Consider the following 18,232-nt stretch of genomic DNA (forward strand, 5'->3'; position numbering starts at 1 on the left):
ACGCATTCAATGACCCGTTCAACCCGCTATGGTGAGATTCAGCGTAGCGAGCATAAAACGCTTATTCCCGGCGTAATGCTCTCTGACTCTCCCTACTCTTCCCGCTTACTTCTCCTCACCTTCAACGAAGAGATCACTCAGGCTTTTCTACAGGCAGCGCGCACCTTGCCGGTTCAGGCGCTGGAGTACAAATCGATGTTGCGCTTTCACCTTGGCAAACTGCTGGACGACCTCTGCGGCAATCAGCTGCGGTCGCTGCTGAGCCGCACCCTGCAGTCGCGCCAGCAGGGGGCACTGTTAATCAATGCGCAGGGGTTGATCAGCGTTGACCGGGCAGAGGATATGGTCCGTCTGGCCACGGCGATCGCGCATCTGATTGGCCGCGCAAATTTCGACTCGATGAGCGGACAGTACTACGCACGCTTTGTGGTGAAAAACAGCGACGATTCCGACAGCTACCTGCGTCAGCCGCACAAGCCGCTGGAGCTGCATAATGACGGCACCTACGTGGATGAACCGACGGATTTTGTGCTGATGATGAAAATCGACGAGCAAAATATGCAGGGCGGTGAGTCGATTCTGCTGCACCTTGATGACTGGGCGCAGCTCGACAGCTGGTTCAGCCATCCGCTGGCGCGGCGTACGATGCGCTGGTCGGCACCGCCCAGTAAAAATACGCCGCACAGCGTTTACCACCCGGTATTTGGCGTGGACGAACGCGGCCGGCCGGTGATGCGCTACATTGACCAGTTTGTTCAGCCAAAAGATTTTACCGAGGGCAACTGGCTGACCGCGCTGTCGGACTCGCTGGAAAACAGCGGAGGTAAAATCTACGTTCCGGTGCCGGTGGGCAGCATGCTGTTGATCAACAATCACTTCTGGCTGCACGGGCGCGATAAATTTCTGCCGCATCCGGCGTTACGGCGCGAGCTGCTGCGCCAGCGCGGTTACTTCACACCGGTGCTGTAATCGTCGGGCAGGGAGGGCTGCGCACAATGTATGATTTCGTGATTGTTGGCGGGGGCATTATCGGGATGTCGACGGCTATGCAGCTGATGACCGCCTATCCGGATGCGAGGATAGCGGTGCTGGAGAAGGAGACCGGGCCAGCCCAGCACCAGACCGGTCACAACAGTGGCGTGATCCACGCGGGGGTCTATTACACGCCGGGCAGCCTGAAGGCGCGCTTCTGCCTGGCCGGCAATCAGGCGACCAGGAAATTCTGCTCACGCCATCAAATTCCCTGGCAGGCGTGTGGAAAAATAGTTGTCGCCACAACGCCGCTTGAGATGGATCGCATGGCTACCCTGTGGAAGCGTTCGGCGGCAAACGGGCTGCAGCGGGAGTGGCTGAATGCAGAACAGCTGCAAGAGAGGGAGCCAAATATTGTTGGCCTCGGCGGCATTCTGGTGCCCGCCAGCAGTATTGTTGACTACCGTCAGGTCACGGTCACGATGGCTGAGATATTCACCCGCCGGGGCGGTGAAATTATCTATCAGGCTGAGGTCACGGCGCTGCATGAGGAGAGCCAAAGCGTGGCGATCGCCACGGCGCGCAGCGAGTTCAGCTCACGCTATCTGATCGCCTGCTCAGGGCTGATGGCCGATCGGCTGGTGGCTATGCTGGGGATCGATGCGGGCTTTATCATCTGTCCGTTCCGCGGCGAATATTTCCGTCTTGCCAGCCAGCACAACCAGATTGTTAACCATCTTATCTATCCGGTGCCCGACCCTGCGGTGCCGTTTCTCGGCGTTCACCTGACGCGGACGATTGAGGGTAGCGTCACCGTCGGCCCCAATGCGGTGCTGGCCATGCAGCGGGAAGGCTATCACAAACTTGATTTCAGCTGGCGCGATCTCCGGCAAATGGCGGCCTATCCGGGAATGCGCAAAATGCTGCGCAGGCACTTTCAGGCGGGCGTGCAGGAGATGAAAAATTCACTCTACAAAAGTGGCTATTTGCGGCTGGTGCAGCGCTATTGTCCCACTCTACAAAAGCAGGACCTGCTGCCGCATCCGGCGGGCGTGCGCGCCCAGGCAGTCACGCGTGAAGGGGAGCTTATCGACGACTTTCTGTTCGTCAGCACTGCCCGCACCCTTCACGTCTGCAACGCGCCGTCGCCTGCTGCCACCTCAGCCCTGCCGATCGGCGAGCATATCGTCAGCCGGATTAAGGCGCTGGTGGGGTAGCCGCAGCATCGCGATCAGTGCGGAGAGCAGCGGCCGTTGTTCAGCGCTGTTCCAGACGCAGAGCGAGGGCAACAGCAGCGAACTCTGCGGCAGCGGGCAATAGCTGACGCCGGCCATCGCGGTAAAACGCAGGCTGGCGGGAACCAGTGCGATACCGCAACCGCGCGCCACCAGCGACACGACGCCCAGCCAGTGGCGTGCCTCCCAGCGCGTGTCGGGCTCAATATCTGCGGCCAGCAATACTGACTGAATGCGGTCGTAATAACGCGGGGAAAATCGGCGCGCGAAGAGAATAAACGGCTCCTCTTTGAGCTGGTTGAGCGCCAGCTCACCGGCAGCTGCCAGCGGATGCTGCACCGGTAAGCAGAGTGCCAGCCTGTCGTGGGAAAAACGCAGTGAGGAGAGGCCTGCGGGCAGGGGGGAAGTATGAATAAACCCCACGTCCAGGCTGCCGTGAGCCAGCTCGCTTAGCTGGTTGCAGGTATTGAGCTCGCGCATACTCAGCTGCACCCCCGCGTGGCGCTGCTGAAACTGCTGCATCAGCTCGGGCAGTCCCTGATAGAGCAGCGCGCCGACATAACCGATACGCAGATGGCCGGTCACCCCGTGCGCCACGTTTTGCACCTCAAGAAGCATGCTTTCCATCCGGTCCAGCAGCGCCTGGGCCGCAGGGATCAGCGCCTTACCTGCGGCAGTCAGCCGCACCTGCTGGTGGCTGCGTTCAAACAATTTTGCCCCGATCGACTCCTCCAGCTGGCGAATGCTGACGCTCAGCGGCGGCTGTGAAATAGCCAGACGCAGGGCGGCACGGCCAAAATGCAGCTCCTCGGCCAGCACCAGAAAATAGTGTAAACGACGAGTATCCATAAGCGGCAGTTCACTCCTCCGGTGGCGACATCATCTGAATACAGTATCAGCCGATACAGCGTCGGTATTGGACAAAGCTGCGCCATTTGCCAACAGTGGTCCTCAGACAACGCAATGGAGGTCACATGTCTCTCTTCAATTCTCAAGCGGAAAACATTCCGGATCGTCACGACGTCAATCTGTTTACCAGCGACACCACGCTTCAGGCTCTCCTGCCGCTTTATCTCTCTGACGCACTGCGCAAACAGCTGCATGCCCGGCTGCAAACCCTGGGGGCACTGGCCGGGGGGCGGCTGAATGCACTTGCCGAGAGCGCCGATAAAAATCCACCGCAGCTGAAGATGCGCAGCCGCACCGGCAGCGACCAGCAGAGCATCATCAAGCACCCGGCGTATAGCGAAATGGAACAGCTTGCTTTTGGTGACTTTGCCATGGCGGCGCTCTCACACCGCACCGATCTTCCCGGCTGGCCGGGGCCCTGCCCGCCGCTGGTGAAATACCTGTTTACCTATCTGTTCGTGCAGGCCGAATTTGGTCTGATGTGCCCGGTTTCGATGACCGACTCGCTGGCGCGCACGCTGAAAAAGTTTGGCTCGCCGATGCTGACGCAGCGTTATTTGCCGCGCCTGACCTCCCTGGATGCCGCAACGCGTCTGCAGGGAGCGATGTTTATGACCGAGCAGGACGCAGGCTCTGATATTGCCGCCACCACCGCGCTGGCGGTGCCAGCGCAAGACCACTATCTGCTGTATGGCGAAAAGTGGTTCTGCTCGAACCCTGACGCCGGGCTGGCGATGGTGCTGGCACGTATTGAGGGCGCTCCCGAGGGGATAAAAGGGGTGTCGCTGTTTCTGCTGCCGCGCACGCTGGAGGGGGGAGCCGCCAACGCCTACCGAATTCTGCGGCTGAAAGATAAGTTGGGCACGCGCTCAATGGCCAGCGGAGAGATCCGGCTGGAAGGTGCCCAGGCCTGGCTGGTGGGTGAGGCAGGTCGTGGCTTTGTACAGATGGCGGATATGATTAACAACTCGCGCCTGTCAAACGGCGTGCGCTCCGCCGGGCTGATGCAGCGGGCGGTCAGCGAAGCGTTCTACATCGCCCGGCAGCGGCGTGCCTTCGGCAAAACGCTGATTGAGCAGCCGCTGATGCGGCGCCAGCTGTTAAAAATTTTACTGCCTTGTGAGCAGGCGCGCAGCATGGTGCTGCAGAGCGCAGAGATACTGCGCCGGGCTGACAGCGGTGATAAACAGGCTTACGCGCTGCTGCGTATACTGACGCCGCTGATTAAGTTTCGCGCCTGCCGCGATGCGCGTAAGGTCACCGCAGATGCCATGGAGGTGCGCGGCGGCTGCGGTTATATCGAAGAGTGGGGCGACCCACGCCTGTTCAGGGACGCGCAGCTTGGCTCGATCTGGGAAGGGACCAGCAACATTGTGGCGCTGGACGTGCGGCGCGCCATTCTGCGGGAGCAGTCGCTGGAGGCGCTGGCGCCCTGGCTGGCGCACTACCTGGCTGAGGCAAAGCTGGGCAGCGAGCTGCAGCAGCAGTTTGCCGCGGCGCAGGAACAGGTGTGGGCGCTGGCCGCAGCGAGCGCTCAACCCGAGGGCACGGCGCTGGCCCGTGCCGCAGCCAGCGGACTCTATCATTTCATCAGTGCGGTCATCATGGCGTGGGAGAGCCAGCAGGCCGGGCTGCCGGCCAGACGCCTGCTGGCCCAGCTAATCCTTATTCATAAGCTGCTGCCGCATAACCCGCTGGGCCGTGATGCAGCGATGGCGCCTGAGGTTGAAGCGCAGCTGCTGGCCGACGTCGGCGATGCCGGGCGGGAGCAATAGCCATGACGGCGTTAACCACAGGTTCACTGGCGGGGATCCGCGTTATCGATCTCTCGCGCGTGCTGGGGGGGCCCTGGTGCGGCCAGCTGCTGGGCGATCACGGTGCCGACGTGATAAAAGTCGAGCCGCCGCAGGGCGATGAAACCCGCCGCTGGGGGCCGCCTTTCAAACAGGGGGTGGCGGCGTACTACCTGGGTCTTAACCGCAATAAACGCCGCGGTCCATCTCTGGATTTATCGCAGCAGAGCGGGCGCGAAACGCTGTTTGAGCTGCTGGCCGATGCGGATGTGCTGATTGAAAACTTCAAGACCGGCACGATGGAGAGGTGGGGAATAGGCTATGAGAGCCTGGCAAGGCGCTTTCCGCGCCTGATCCACTGCCGCGTGTCGGGTTTTGGTGGCGATGGTCCGCTCGGCGGATTAGTCGGCTATGACGCCGCGCTACAGGCGATGAGCGGCATAATGAGCGTCAACGGCGAAGCAGACAGCGGTGGCGTACGCGTCGGGATACCGATAGTCGACCAGTCTGCCGGGATGAATGCGGCCATCGGTATTCTGCTGGCGCTGTTTGAGCGCACCCGCAGCGGGCTGGGGCAGTTTATTGAAGCCAGCCTGTATGATACCGCGCTCTCGATGCTGCATCCCTATTCGACTAACTGGCTCACCAGCCAGCAGCCGCCGCAGCGCAGCGGCAATGCCCATATCAGCGTCTATCCCTATGACGTTTTCCCAATGGGTGGCGTGGCGGTATTTATTGGCGCAGGCAACGACAGGCAGTTTCACACGCTGTGTGAATGCCTGCAGGCGCCCGAGCTGGCAGGCGATGAGCGCTTTGCTACCCCTGCCGCGCGCTCGGTAAACCGGCGACAGCTGCGCACTTTACTGATTGCGCAGCTGGCTGGCTATGACGGAGCCGAATTTTCAGAGCGGCTGCTAAGGGCGGGGGTGCCCAGCGCGCCGCTGCTCACGGTTGATGCCGCCCTGTCACATCCGCACACCCTCCACCGTAAGATGATCATCCGTATCGGTGACGGCTATTGTGGCGTCGCCTCGCCGATTAAGCTCAGCCGCACCCCGGCCAGCTATCGCCTGGCGCCGCCGATAAAGTCGTAAGCTAATGATAACGGGAGGTAAGCGACCATGAAAAACAACCGTCAGCAGCTACGCGGGCGTGGGGGAATAGCGCTGGCGCGTCAGGGGACGATTTTGATCGCCACCCTTGATAATCCACCGGTCAACGCCATCAGCGCAGCGGTGCGCACTGCGCTTCAGGCGCTACTGCTGCAGCTGAGTCACGATGATGAGATTGCGGCACTGCTGCTGCTGGGTCGCGGTGGCCACTTTTCGGCAGGAGCCGATATTCGGGAATTTAGTCAGGCCCGCCCGCCGCCCGCACTGCGCGATCTCTGCGACCAGCTGGAAGCCAGCGATAAGCTGGTGGTGGCGGCAATTTCCGGCAACGCACTTGGCGGCGGGCTGGAGCTGGCGATGGCGGCCCACTATCGGCTGGCACTGCCCGACGCGCGTCTGGGGCTGCCGGAAATCAGGCTCGGCCTGCTGCCGGGCGCCGGGGGCAGCCAGCGCAGCGTGCGGCTGACAGGCGTAAAGGCGGCGCTCGACATGATGCTCGGCGGTGATCTGCTCTCGGGTGAACAGGCGCTGGCGATCGGGCTGGTAGATCGCCAGGGGCATAATGCGCGCGAAGATGGCCTGACATGGATCCGCGAACTGCTGGCGGCAGGCGGGGAAGTGCGCCGCAGCGCGACGACAAGCGCCAGAGCAGAGAGCCGCGAGTCGGTGCAGGCAGCGCTCAGCGCCGCGCGTGCGCAGCTGGCGCTACAGTTCAGGGGGCTGTTCTCTCCCGCGCTGATTATTGACTGCGTGGAGGCGGCCAGCTGCAGTACATTTGCCGCGGGCTGTCGCTTCGAAGCGGCACAGTTTCAGCGCTGCCTCTTCAGCCCTCAGCACCGCGCGCTGGTGCACATTTTTCTGGCGGAGAAAAGAGCAGCAAAATTTCCTCTGCCGCCGGGGGTTACGCCAGCAAGCTTCAGCGCTGCGGGGGTAATTGGCGGGGGAACGATGGGGGCGGGTATCGCGGTGGTGATGCTGAACGCCGGTCTGCAGGTCACTCTGATTGAGCGTGACGCGCTGAGCCTGGAGGGCGGGCTGGCGCGCATCAGGGGCTATTTCCAGCGCCAGATCGCGAAAATGCGGCTGACGCCAGGCGAAGTGCAGAGCCGGCTGGCGCGACTGCAGGGGACGCTTGAGCTGAGCGCGTTGCAACCTGCCGATCTGGTTGTCGAAGCGGTGACGGAAGATCTGGCCGTTAAACAGGCGCTGTTTCGCCAGTTAGCCGTTCACTGCCGCGCCGATGCGCTGTTGGCCAGCAATAGCTCCTACCTCTCTATTACCCAGATAGCGGCGGGAACCGCCTGCGCCAGCCACAGCCTGGGGCTGCATTTCTTTTCTCCCGCGCCGGTCATGCGGCTGCTGGAGGTGATCGCCCCGGAGAGCGTCCCGCAGCGTATTGTTGCCAGTGCGTTCAGTCTGGCACGGCGGCTGGGCAAAATAGCGGTGCGCAGCGGCATCTGCGATGGCTTTATCGGCAACCGTATTATGTCTGTGACTCGCCGGGCTGCCGAGGCCATGCTGGTGGACGGGGCCTCACCGTATGAGATTGACAGCGCGCTGCGCGGCTTTGGCTTTGCTATGGGGCCGTTTGAAACCAGCGATCTGGCCGGTGGTGACATCGGCTGGGCCACGCGCAGGCGGCGCGCGGCGACCCGCGATGCGCGCGAGCGCTATGTCAGCATTGCCGACCGCCTGTGCGAACAGGGATGGCTGGGGCAAAAAACCGGGCGTGGATGGTATCGCTACGCTGCGGGCGAGAAAAACGGGCTACCTGACCCTGAAGTGCTGGCCGTGGTTGATGCCGAGCGCCGCCGGGCAAATATTGTGCCGCGCAGCTTCAGCCCGCCTGAGATTGTTCGACGCTACCTGCTGGCAATGATCAATGAGGGGGCAAAAGTGGTGGAAGAGGGCATCGCCCGCTGTCCGGGAGATGTGGATGTGGTCATGGTCGCGGGCTTTGGCTTCCCCCGCTATCGGGGCGGCCCGCTGTTTTACGCCGACACCCTTGGGCTGGACCGGGTAGTGCGTGATTTAACCCGATTTGCGGAGGAAGATCCCCACTTCTGGCGTCCCGCAGCACTGCTGTTGCAGCGGGCCAAACAGGGCCGGCCCATTTCTCAGGCCTGACCGAGGTAAAAAAAAAGCCGACATTATGTCGGCTTTACGTTTACTGGTGAGGAGAGGTTATTCGTCGTTACTGATCACCACCAGTTTCTGATTCACAAACTCTTTAATGCCAAGGTCGGAGAGCTCGCGGCCATAGCCGGAACGCTTAACGCCACCAAATGGCAGCTCGGCTGCAGTGTTACTTGCCGAGTTGATATAAACCATGCCGGTCTCGATGCGCGAGGCCAGCGCCCTGGCACGCGGGATATCGCGGCTAAATACCGCACCGCCCAGACCGTAGTGGGAATCATTGGCCAGCTTCACCACTTCATCGTCATCTTTCACCACGTAGACCTGCGCCACCGGGCCAAAGAACTCTTCGAAGTAGGCCGGGTTGTCACGCGTAATGCCGGTCAGAATGGTCGGCTGGTAGAAGCAGCCTTCACCCGCTACCGGTGCGCCACCCAGCAGCACCGTGGCACCTTTAGCTTTCGCCTGTTCAACCTGCTTCTGCAAGCGATCGCGGGCATCGGCTGATGAGAGCGGGCCGAGGGTGGTGCTGGCGTCAAGCGGATCGCCGATTTTTACATCCTTAAACGCCGCGCTTAGCTTCTCGATAAAGCTATCGGCCACTTTTTCATGCACCAGGAAGCGTTTAGCAGCGGTACAGACCTGGCCACAGTTGCTGAGACGCGCGCCAACCCCGGCCTTCACCGCTTTGTCCAGATCGCAGTCGTCAAGCACCACGAAGACGTCATTACCGCCCAGTTCAAGGGTGGTTTTCTTCAGATATTTACCGGCCTGCTGCGCCACGGCGCTACCGGCACGTTCAGAACCGGTCAGCGCGGCACCCTGCACGCGATCGTCGGCAATCAGTGTGGCAATCTGATCGTTGCTGGCAAACAGGTTGGTCCAGGCCCCGGCGGGCGCGCCGGCTTCTGTTACCAGCTCCTCAAACAGCGTGGCGCAGTGCGGCACGTTAGGGGCATGCTTCGCCAGCACCGGGTTACCCGCTGCCAGGTTAGGGGCCAGTACGCGCATCAGCTGGTAGAACGGGAAGTTCCACGGCTCAACCGCCACCAGAACACCGATCGGATGATTTTCTACCCAGGCTTCACCCAGTTCACTCGGGTAGCGGGTGGGGGCGAGAAAGCGCTCGGCATTCTCGGCATAATAACGGGCGATCTGCGCGCAGAGTTCAACCTCGCCTTTGCTCTGGGCGATCAGTTTGCCCATTTCAATGCTGGCGGTCTTAGCCAGTTCGTCGACGCGGCTGTCGATCAGGTCAGCCAGCTTTTTTAGCACCTGCAAACGCGGCTGGATCGGACCTTTTGACCATGCTGAATGATAGAGCTGGTCCGCAGTCGCCAGCGCTTTTTCGACGTCGCTGTCGCTGTGGGAAGGCCAGGATTTAATGAGCTCGTTACTTGCAGGATTGATTGTCTGATAGGACATAGAAACTTTCCTCTGTCAGTAAGCAGCCGGATTCTGGCTGTCAGTGAAACGTGGGATCAAGCGTAGTAGAGAAAACAGGGGATGTTCAGTTATCGGATGAGTCCTACGCGTGAAAGGGCGGGTTAGACCCGCCCTGATATCGTTAAACGTTCCTGCGCTCAACCACTTTGCTGTCCCAGGTCAGAACGTCCTGATCCGTTTTTTCGAAGGCGCGAATAAGGACTTCGTCGCTACCCTGCTGCTCCCAGATCTGCTCAGCGAGCTTTTCATCGTAATTTGCCACTTCGAAAATAGCCTCAGCAATCTCCTTAGAGGTATTACGGACGGATGCAAATTCCCCGACGTGATGTTCTTTCGATTTCTGCGTTAGCATATTGCTCTCCTGTGGTTGAGATTATCCGTTAAGTTTTACCGCCAGCCCGGCAACGTACTCACCCTGATAGCGGGCAATATTCAGCTCTTCGGCACTGGGTTGACGTGAACCATCGCCTCCGGCAATGGTGGTAGCACCGTAGGGCGTTCCTCCGCGCACCTGCGAAATATCAAACAGCTCTTTGGTACCGTATCCGATGGGGACAATCACCATGCCGTGGTGGGCAAGGGTCGTCCAGGTTGAAGTGATGGTCTGTTCCTGACCGCCGCCGGTGCCGGTGGAGGCAAACACGCTGGCAAGCTTGCCGTACAGCGCGCCCGATGCCCACAGCCCGCCGGTTCGGTCAAGGAAGCTGCGCATCTGCCCGGCCATATTGCCGAAGCGGGTAGGGGTGCCAAGCAGAATGGCATCATACTGCGCCAGTTCATCCGGGGTGGCTTCTGCGGCAGCCTGCCCGGTTTTGCCGCCCACCTCGGCGAAGCGGGTGGCATCCATGGTCTCCGGTACGCGCTTGATAGTGACTTCGGCGCCGGAAACGCGTTTTGCGCCTTCGGCGACGGCCTGAGCCATGGTCTCAATGTGGCCGTACATTGAGTAATAGAGCACCAGTATTCTTGCCTTAACACGTTCTTCGTCTTGCATGATAATATGCCCTTAGCGAATGAACCCAACGGAAAGCGTAGCACATGAAATTGCTTGTATCTTACGTGCGATGGAGCACCAAGGCCCAAGACTCTGGTGATAGCCTACGTAGGCAGAACGATATGATCGATGCTTTTTATCGTAAGAACAGCCAGGAATATTTCATGTCTGTAACCCATCGTTACGTTGACAAAGGTAAGTCTGGATTCCACCAGCAGCACAAGGCTGAAGGGGGGGATTTCAAGCGCATGTTAGACAATGTTCTGAGTGGGTGATACCAGCGGGTAGTCTTATCGTACTGGAAAACTTTGATCGTTCCAGTCGTGCGGATATTGATAGCGCCAGTGATGATATCAGGCAGATTCTTAGAAAGGATGTTGAAATTCTGACCTTGGGTGACAATGAACGTTACGACAAATCGTCACTTAGTGACCCTATCCGTCTAATCAAACACATCCTTATTGCTGAAAGGGCGCACCAAGAGTCTGTAGTCAAACAGGCCCGAACTGTTGCTGTCTGGAAAGCCAAAACTGATAAAGCAGTCATGTCAGGCTTACCTATGGGGAAACAGACACCAGGCTGGATAGAAATAAGCTCAGACAGGCAATCATTCACCGTGATTGAAGACAAAGCAGCCATTGTCAGAATCATATTTCAGATGCGTTTAGCGGGTCACAGCATGTTTGCCATCTGCAAATATCTTAACGAAAACAACTATCCCACGATTAATGATCGTAAAGTCCGTATCTCAAAAACGATCAAGCCTGCTTGCGGAAACTGGTCAGCCATATCTGTTAAGCACATACTGACTTCGCGCAGCGTTATCGGTTACCTTCCCGCCAAGTTCAGCACACTGGATAGAAAGATAATCCTGCGTGATGAGATACCCGACTATTACCCCAAGATTATTGACGATCAAACGTTCAGTGCTGTTCAAACGCTTCTTGAACAGGGAGGGAAGGGGAGGCTGGCAGCAGGTGAACACTGGCAATACGTTAATATCTTCAGGACATTGTTAAGTTGCAGATGTGGCCTGACGATGACACCTTCAGGTATCCGTAAACCTGTTTACCAGGGTACATACAGATGCACTGGTATGCATGAAGGACGCTGTAAATATGGTTCAGTGTCCCGTAAAAAGCTTGATACAGTACTCTGTACCAGACTGTTCAGCAAGCTTAGCCAGCTCTATGACAGCAACACAGACCAGTCACAGATAAACGATCTGAAACGCAGGCTTCATATGGTTGACCGAGAACTACAGACTCTCACAGAGACCCTGCTACAACTCCCCAATATCACCCAGATACGTGATGCGCTTGCAGATAAACAACGTGATAAAGAGTCTATTCAGTCTGAGCTGAGGCGTGAAACCATGCGCATTGCATCGGTCACAGACTTGGATTTATCAAAGCTTAACCTTGAGAATGTGCAGGGCAGGGGAGGGCAGGGCAGGGCAGGGCAGGGCAGGGCAGGGCAGGGCAGGGCAGAAGCTCATGTCATCATCAAGAAGCTGGTTAAGAGAATCACCGTTGATGGGCGTGAAAAGTTGGTAGATGTATATCTGCACAATGGGAATGTGATCAAAGGGTTTTCACTGGAAGGTGAGCGTAACCTTACCCTGACCTTTGAACAAGCAACTGACGACACACCTGATCAGGATTTCATTGCAGTAATGGGGAAAGAGTTGCCCAAAGTGTTTCCTGCTGAAGAATTTAAGGGAAGGGGTAATCCTGATTTTATAGAATGGCCTGAAGCTGATGAGCCAGACTATCCAAATGCACAAGGTGATAAAAATGAATGACGATTATGAAGCTTACGAAAACATGATGAATCCGCAACCACGAAATGAGGCGTTGAGACGTGAGCAACTATCCAGTGTTCAACGGGATTTGGAACCTAAAGGCCCAGAAACTCTTTACACAGATGAGAAGGGTAGAAAGTTCTATTTCAAGCAGGGTAATAGGCACTATATAAGTTAACCAGTTCGTATGACCTTAATTATTGTCAATTCTAAGCAGCCTGCACATTAACCAGTACAAACTCTCAAGTTTAACGTCAAAGGGGCTTCTATGCCCCTCTGGTTAGCCCTGTTGCTGCTCATGCATTCTCTTAACAGCCTCTTCCCAAAGCTTATGGCAGTCACTGCACATATGTACTTCCATATCAGGTTGAGTGTCACCACATTTGGCTGTGATGAAACCACCCATTGGTTTGCCACAACCGCCTTGTAGGCGTAATTCTGCTTTACTATACGGGCTGAGATGTCCCATTGGTCACCACCGTGATTATTAGGTAAGGGTGTAATTTCAGGTTTTCATTAAAAATACTTATAAATTTTGACACATACTTGACACCATCTGAAACTATCCAATTGGGTTTGAGTTAACAGTTACCCCTTAACAGTATTCTTTACAGTAGTCTGAACAGACAAGCAAACTGGTGAGCGATCCAGCAACGTACAGGCGGTAAGCCAGTTGCTACTATGTTCCTTAACTGAGCATACCTGCAACCTACCTATACAAAAATAGAAGAATATGGATTTCCAGAGTTACAGCTTTAGTCAGCACCTTTCAGATCTCCTTCTAACTGGACAACAGTTCATCTCTACGGTAAATCCTTCCTACCTGACATCTGGTGGCGTTTACATGCTCAGAAGCTTCGACAGGGCAGGTGAGTCAGTAACTGTCCCCAGAGTGCTGGATAGTGGCCCTGACGGTATTCTCTACATAGGCATGGCTAAGATCTTTTGCCATCGTGTAAGTATCCCGCTTAACCGGACCATTCACTTTTAGAGATCTTCCGACATACTGATTATGTCCTTCGAGGAGATCACCATGCGAAAAGCCCGATACACTGAACACTAAATCATCGCCGTTCTGAAATCCGTCGAAGCCGGACGCACCGTCAAAGATGTCTGCCGCGAAGCAGGAATATCTGAGGCCTAGTACTACAACTGGAAAGCAAAGTACGGCGGGATGGAAGCCTCTGATATCAAAAAGATGAAGGATCTTGAGGACGAAAATCGCCGTCTCAAACAAATGTTTGCCGATCTCAGTCTTGAATGCCGGGCGCTGAAAGATGTCATCGAAAAAAAGCTTTAAAATCAGCGATAAAGCGTGAGCTCGTCAACTATCTGACCGCGCAGTTTACGATGAGCATACGCCAGGCATGCAGGACGTTATCGCTGAGAAGGACGGTGTATTTTTACCAGCCCGATACCCGGCGTGATGAAGCGGTGATCCAGGTGCTGACCGGGTTGGCAGAGCGCTATCCCCGCTACGGCTTTAAGAAGCTTTTTCAGGTGCTGCGCAGGCAGGGGCACGTCTGGAACCACAGCGCGTACACCGGATTTACTGTCTGCTGAAACTGAATTTTCGACGCAAGGTAAGCAACGTCTTCCGGTGCGCAATCCGGCTCCGCTGGCAACGCCGGAAGCGCTAAATCAGAGCTGGTCTATCGATTTTTTGCAAGACACGCTGGTCTGTGGTCGGCGTTTTCGGACCTGCAACGTGGTGGATGATTTTAACCTCGATGCCCTTGCGATAGAAATCGATCTGAATATTCCTGCGCAACGAATGGTGCGGGTTCTGGACAGGATAGTGGCGAATCGCGGATATCCGCTGAAGATGCGGATGGATAACGGCCCGGAACTGATATCACTGGCTCTGGCGCAATAGGCTGAAGAACATGGTGTGATGCTGGAATTTATCAAGCCGGGTAAGCCGACACAGAACGCGTTTATTGAGAAGTTTAACAGGACGTACCGGACAGAAATACTGGATTTTTACCTATTCAGAACGCTGAACGAAGCACGGGGAATCACAGAGCGCTGGCTAAATGAATACAACAGTGAGCGGCCCCATGAATCCCTGAATAACCTGACACCGGAAGAATACCGGCTGATGGCTGAGAAACCGGAAATCTCAAAAAGTGTGTGGAACTTAAGCTGGGATACTTACAATTCCACAGTTCCAGAAATATGCTCATGAGCAGTTCGGATGGGGCGGTAAAGACGGGACAGAAACGACTCACGGTGGCAATGTGATTAAGGATTCTTGGGTAGATAAGGCTCTAACCTTCCTACACGATAATGCTATGGCTGCTACTTCTGGTATACCTACATCTGGTTATCCACCCTTAAACAGCGGTCAGTCCTCATACCTACCACCAGCTAAGCAATATCTGACTGTTAAGCAAGACCCTATCCAGATTGCTCCGTTCAGAATTGATATCCCACTACCAAACGGTGACACCTACAGCCAGATGATTACACCAATCGTTCAGCAGCAGGTTCAGCAGCAGCACGAAGTTTAGATGATGTCTGCTCAGGGACTTCAGGGATCTTGGCAGGGGACTGGCAACAATGCAGGATTTACACCTTCATCAATAATGCGGTCAAAGTGACAGTACAGTTCTTGAAAGCGCATCCTGACAGGTTTTCTCACCAAAGTGAGCGTATAAAAACGCTCATCTTTCACTCAAATATACGGTTGACGTATTCGTCAGTAATAGCTTACTATCCTAATGGTATCCGAAAACGGATATCACCTACCTTTCATTCGGAGATACGAAAATGGCAAAAGCTAAAGCAAGAACTGTATCTACTGGTATGAGTAGGGAACAGCTCAATGCACTCGTGAAGACTACCAGAGCGGTTGCTCGTCGTAGTTCTCGTGAAACAGATTCACGCTTAGCCGAGTACAATAAAGTTCATGCCGCTTGCAATTAATATTGAATGCTGCCCTAAACTTGCTGCTGATGGGCAGTTTAAACCTTTCTATGCTGAGTTTGAAGCTTACAAACTGAAAAGCGATACCCACTCTCGTCCTACCACTAAAGAACAACAAGAGTATGAATCTGTCTCTGAATTGTTTGGTAGAGATCGTGCAAATGTTGATGAAGAACATCCCTATTACCAGAGACAAGAATCTCTTAGTCATCTACACACTAAGCAGGAAGATAGTGAGTGGGAGGACGAAGATGGTGATCGACTTGTTCAATGGGAATGCACAAGTGATAGCTACTTAATCTACTCTTATTTCGTTTTCAGAGAAGTGCGTTACTATTATGTTGTTGATTTCATTGATAATGGTGCTCACGCCAATTGGGATAACGCAGAAGCCAAAATGATGTGGATTCAAGAAGCTAAAGCATACCGCGAATCAAAACAAGAAGCTGCGGCTTAAACTTTTAACGCAAAGCTATTGTAATAACCCCGCAGGAAAATATCCTTTGGGTTTTTTTGTTTTATGGATTCTGCGGTTTTCTGGCTGCTTGCTTTTCATCTGCTAACTTTTTCATCTTGTCAGCCCGCTGATCTCTATCGTGTCTTGCTATATACCACTCATCCAAAAGCATCTCTATCATTTCAATAAGTAACATTGCCTCATCGGGACTCACTTCAACAATAGTGTTGATGTCTCTCTCCATGTGAGCGCCGATGTTACCAACCTTCCTGACACCATCGATTGCGTCCCAAATATTACTGTCTACTTTACCTTCAAGAGCCTTTATTGCTTTGCTTAAATTTTCTTCTTTAAGCTGCCAAAAGTCTCTGATCATACCCTGCAATGCGCGTCTTGCTAAAGTAGCTGAGGACTTCGGTGATAATTCGACTATGGAGCACGCTTCTTGATAGTCCTGCCTGATCACGGAGGGTATATAGTCAGGGTAATTCTTTATGTTTGGTACCAGATTAGAAGGGATGATAGGGATATGAGTGGGTACTTCATTAGTAGTTGATATTACACCAGAAAAATTATAAAGCGAGTTGATCTTGAGTGATACGGTCGCTCTTAAACAATCTGGATTGGGACATTTTACACCCTCAACAGTATAACGTTTAAAACCATCGCTGGTTGAAAAGTCGAAATGAGCATCTTTAGTATCACCTTCTCTGATAACGGACGCATGATTACAGTGTGAACACACCCAAGACATGATCTCTCTCCATAGATGAAAAACTTTTCTTCAATCTACCTAAATTTTATCTTTAAAATCAATTAGATTTTATTGTGTCGTTTAGATAAGTAAGGTGACTAAAATCTTTGCCATTTTGCTACTCCCAGATTAACGCTGAGAAGTGATCGTTTGTCCGATTTGTCAGTATAGAAGATGCCCTGTCTTATGCCCGCCGTCTGAACAATATTTGCTCACCCACCGCCCGTTTAGCTTATTATTTCGCATTATTCATTAATGAAAATTAAAGGGTAAATCAGGCTGTTCGCGGCAATCGGGGCGTCATCAGAACCACGTTTATCACGACGTTCCGCTTAATACACTATGCTTAACAGCGCGGCGGGCATCGTGGCCTGTGCGCGAAACAGCCGGCGGCAGCATCAGCGGTCGGGGCAATTCAGTATGATGTCTTAACTATTCGGAGGTAAGAAATGGCCGAACATCGTGGTGGATCTGGAAATTTCGCTGAGAACCGTGAAAGAGCATCAGAAGCAGGGCGGAAGGGCGGAAAAGTGAGCGGGGGCAACTTCAAAAATGACCCGCAGCGCGCCTCCCTTGCAGGGGAAAAAGGTGGCCGCAACAGTCGCGGCAGCAGAAGCAAAACGGAAGAGCACTGATCTATCCCACCCGCAGCCCGCCGCCGGGCTCGCCCGGCGGCTCATCCTTACGTAGACAATAACGGCACTTGATTCCGTAAAGCGAACCCCGCACACTGACGCCAAATTTTCAGCTGGGCGCACCATGTCTGCTTTTCTCTCTCGTTATAAATTCGCCGTCAACCCGCAGGAAGGGGTGCTGATCCTCATTACCATGATTTGGGGCGGGACCTTTCTTGCCGTGCATCATGCAATGACCGTCAGCGGGCCGTTCTTTTTTATTGGCGTACGCTTTGCAACGGCCGCGCTGCTGCTGGGGGCGATCTGCTGGCGCGTGCTGCGCGGGGTGACCTGGTATGAGATCAAAGCCGGTGCGCTGATAGGCCTGGCGATTGGCTGCGGCTACGGCCTGCAAACCTACGGCATGCAGACCATCTCCAGCAGTAAATCGGCGTTTATTACCGCGCTGTATGTGCCGCTGGTTCCGCTACTGCAGTGGATGTTTCTCGGCAGAATGCCGGGGCTGATGTCGTGGGTGGGCATCGTCCTGGCGTTTAGCGGCCTGCTGCTGCTGGCCGGGCCGGACGGCGGCGAACTGGCGTTTAATGCGGGGGAGATTGCCACGCTGCTCAGCACGCTGGCCATCGCCGCCGAAATCATTTTGATCAGCGCCAGTGCCGGCAAGGTGAACGTTCAGCGCGTCACGGTGATCCAGCTGGCTGCCGCGTCGCTGTTTGGCTTTCTGATGATGGTGCCCAACGGAGAGTCGCTGCCGCCGTTCAGCCCGTACCTGCTGTACAGCGCGGTCGGGTTGGGGGTCGCCAGCGCGTTGATTCAGGTCACGATGAACTGGGCGCAGCGCAGCGTATCGCCAACGCGTGCCACGGTGATTTATGCCGGTGAACCGGTGTGGGCAGGGATTGTTGGGCGTATTGCCGGGGAGCGCCTGCCCGCCGTTGCGCTGCTGGGCGGGGCGCTGATTGTGTTGGGCGTATTAATCAGCGAATTGAAGCTGAAAAAACGCAATAAATCGGCGCTATCGTAGGGATCGGGCATGCCCGACCCGCAGCCGATGGGA

14 protein-coding genes and 2 pseudogenes are annotated in these 18,232 nt (G+C 55.3%); 11 read left to right on the plus strand and 5 right to left on the minus strand.

All coding sequences use genetic code 11. From position 1 onward, the window contains the following. Positions 1-9 precede the first annotated feature (9 nt). Together glaH and lhgO are read left to right on the plus strand one after the other, a co-directional pair. Complete coding sequence (gene glaH, locus J2Y91_RS16055) at positions 10-969, plus strand: glutarate dioxygenase GlaH (protein ID WP_133623997.1); 960 nt, start codon at positions 10-12, stop codon at positions 967-969. 26 nt (positions 970-995) lie between these two features. Further along, positions 996-2,183 (plus strand): annotated as a pseudogene (gene lhgO, locus J2Y91_RS16060) (L-2-hydroxyglutarate oxidase); the annotation flags it as partial. On the opposite strand, the gene J2Y91_RS16065 reads toward lhgO, so the two are convergent. Continuing rightward, complete coding sequence (locus tag J2Y91_RS16065) at positions 2,133-3,056, minus strand: LysR family transcriptional regulator (protein WP_133623995.1); 924 nt, start codon at positions 3,054-3,056, stop codon at positions 2,133-2,135. The pseudogene lhgO and the gene J2Y91_RS16065 overlap by 51 nt on opposite strands. Before the next feature lie 125 nt (positions 3,057-3,181). On the opposite strand from J2Y91_RS16065, the gene J2Y91_RS16070 reads away from it, so the two are divergent. The 3 genes from J2Y91_RS16070 to J2Y91_RS16080 are packed head-to-tail and all read left to right on the plus strand — an operon-like array spanning position 3,182 to position 8,148. Further along, positions 3,182-4,891: an acyl-CoA dehydrogenase family protein gene (locus J2Y91_RS16070; RefSeq protein ID WP_133623994.1), complete on the plus strand. Its 1,710-nt coding sequence runs from the start codon at positions 3,182-3,184 to the stop codon at positions 4,889-4,891. A gap of 2 nt (positions 4,892-4,893) precedes the next feature. Further along, entirely contained in the window at positions 4,894-6,003 is a 1,110-nt protein-coding gene (locus J2Y91_RS16075) for a CaiB/BaiF CoA transferase family protein (protein WP_133623993.1), read from the plus strand. A gap of 27 nt (positions 6,004-6,030) precedes the next feature. Then, the gene (locus J2Y91_RS16080) at positions 6,031-8,148 is read left to right on the plus strand and encodes a 3-hydroxyacyl-CoA dehydrogenase NAD-binding domain-containing protein (RefSeq protein WP_133623992.1); all 2,118 of its coding nucleotides are present in this window, start codon (positions 6,031-6,033) and stop codon (positions 8,146-8,148) included. A 57-nt stretch (positions 8,149-8,205) separates the two neighbouring features. On the opposite strand, the gene J2Y91_RS16085 is transcribed toward J2Y91_RS16080, so the two are convergent. The 3 genes from J2Y91_RS16085 to wrbA form a co-directional block, all read right to left on the minus strand. After that, on the minus strand, positions 8,206-9,582 hold the full coding sequence (locus tag J2Y91_RS16085) for an NAD-dependent succinate-semialdehyde dehydrogenase (protein ID WP_133623991.1): 1,377 nt from the start codon (positions 9,580-9,582) through the stop codon (positions 8,206-8,208). 142 nt (positions 9,583-9,724) lie between these two features. Then, positions 9,725-9,955 (minus strand): YccJ family protein, encoded by a 231-nt coding sequence (locus J2Y91_RS16090; RefSeq protein ID WP_048916465.1) that lies wholly within the window; start codon positions 9,953-9,955, stop codon positions 9,725-9,727. A gap of 21 nt (positions 9,956-9,976) precedes the next feature. Further along, positions 9,977-10,597 carry an NAD(P)H:quinone oxidoreductase gene (gene wrbA, locus J2Y91_RS16095; protein ID WP_133623990.1) on the minus strand — a complete coding sequence of 207 codons (621 nt, stop codon included), beginning with the start codon at positions 10,595-10,597 and terminating at the stop codon, positions 9,977-9,979. 44 nt (positions 10,598-10,641) lie between these two features. On the opposite strand from wrbA, the gene J2Y91_RS16100 reads away from it, so the two are divergent. From J2Y91_RS16100 to J2Y91_RS16115, 4 genes and pseudogenes are all read left to right on the plus strand, one after another. Continuing rightward, positions 10,642-10,872 (plus strand): recombinase family protein, encoded by a 231-nt coding sequence (locus tag J2Y91_RS16100; protein ID WP_253538758.1) that lies wholly within the window; start codon positions 10,642-10,644, stop codon positions 10,870-10,872. Further along, positions 10,869-12,401: a recombinase family protein gene (locus J2Y91_RS16105; RefSeq protein WP_253538761.1), complete on the plus strand. Its 1,533-nt coding sequence runs from the start codon at positions 10,869-10,871 to the stop codon at positions 12,399-12,401. Before J2Y91_RS16100 ends, J2Y91_RS16105 begins: the two co-directional genes overlap by 4 nt. 1,063 nt (positions 12,402-13,464) lie before the next feature. After that, positions 13,465-14,589: pseudogene (locus J2Y91_RS16110) on the plus strand (IS3 family transposase). A 723-nt stretch (positions 14,590-15,312) separates the two neighbouring features. Continuing rightward, positions 15,313-15,786 (plus strand): type II toxin-antitoxin system YafO family toxin, encoded by a 474-nt coding sequence (locus J2Y91_RS16115; protein WP_133623988.1) that lies wholly within the window; start codon positions 15,313-15,315, stop codon positions 15,784-15,786. A 61-nt stretch (positions 15,787-15,847) separates the two neighbouring features. Here the strand turns inward: J2Y91_RS16115 and J2Y91_RS16120 are convergent, their stop codons facing one another. Beyond that, the gene (locus J2Y91_RS16120) at positions 15,848-16,540 is read right to left on the minus strand and encodes a DUF4145 domain-containing protein (protein ID WP_133623987.1); all 693 of its coding nucleotides are present in this window, start codon (positions 16,538-16,540) and stop codon (positions 15,848-15,850) included. Positions 16,541-16,989: 449 nt separating this feature from the next. On the opposite strand from J2Y91_RS16120, the gene J2Y91_RS16125 reads away from it, so the two are divergent. Next, complete coding sequence (locus J2Y91_RS16125) at positions 16,990-17,175, plus strand: con-10 family general stress protein (RefSeq protein ID WP_048916463.1); 186 nt, start codon at positions 16,990-16,992, stop codon at positions 17,173-17,175. Between the two features lie 124 nt (positions 17,176-17,299). Continuing rightward, a complete protein-coding gene (locus J2Y91_RS16130) occupies positions 17,300-18,199 on the plus strand; it encodes a DMT family transporter (RefSeq protein WP_133623986.1) in 900 nt (299 codons plus the stop codon). Positions 18,200-18,232 lie beyond the last annotated feature (33 nt).

Origin of the sequence: Erwinia aphidicola (assembly GCF_024169515.1) — a bacterium.
GTDB lineage: Bacteria > Pseudomonadota > Gammaproteobacteria > Enterobacterales > Enterobacteriaceae > Erwinia > Erwinia aphidicola.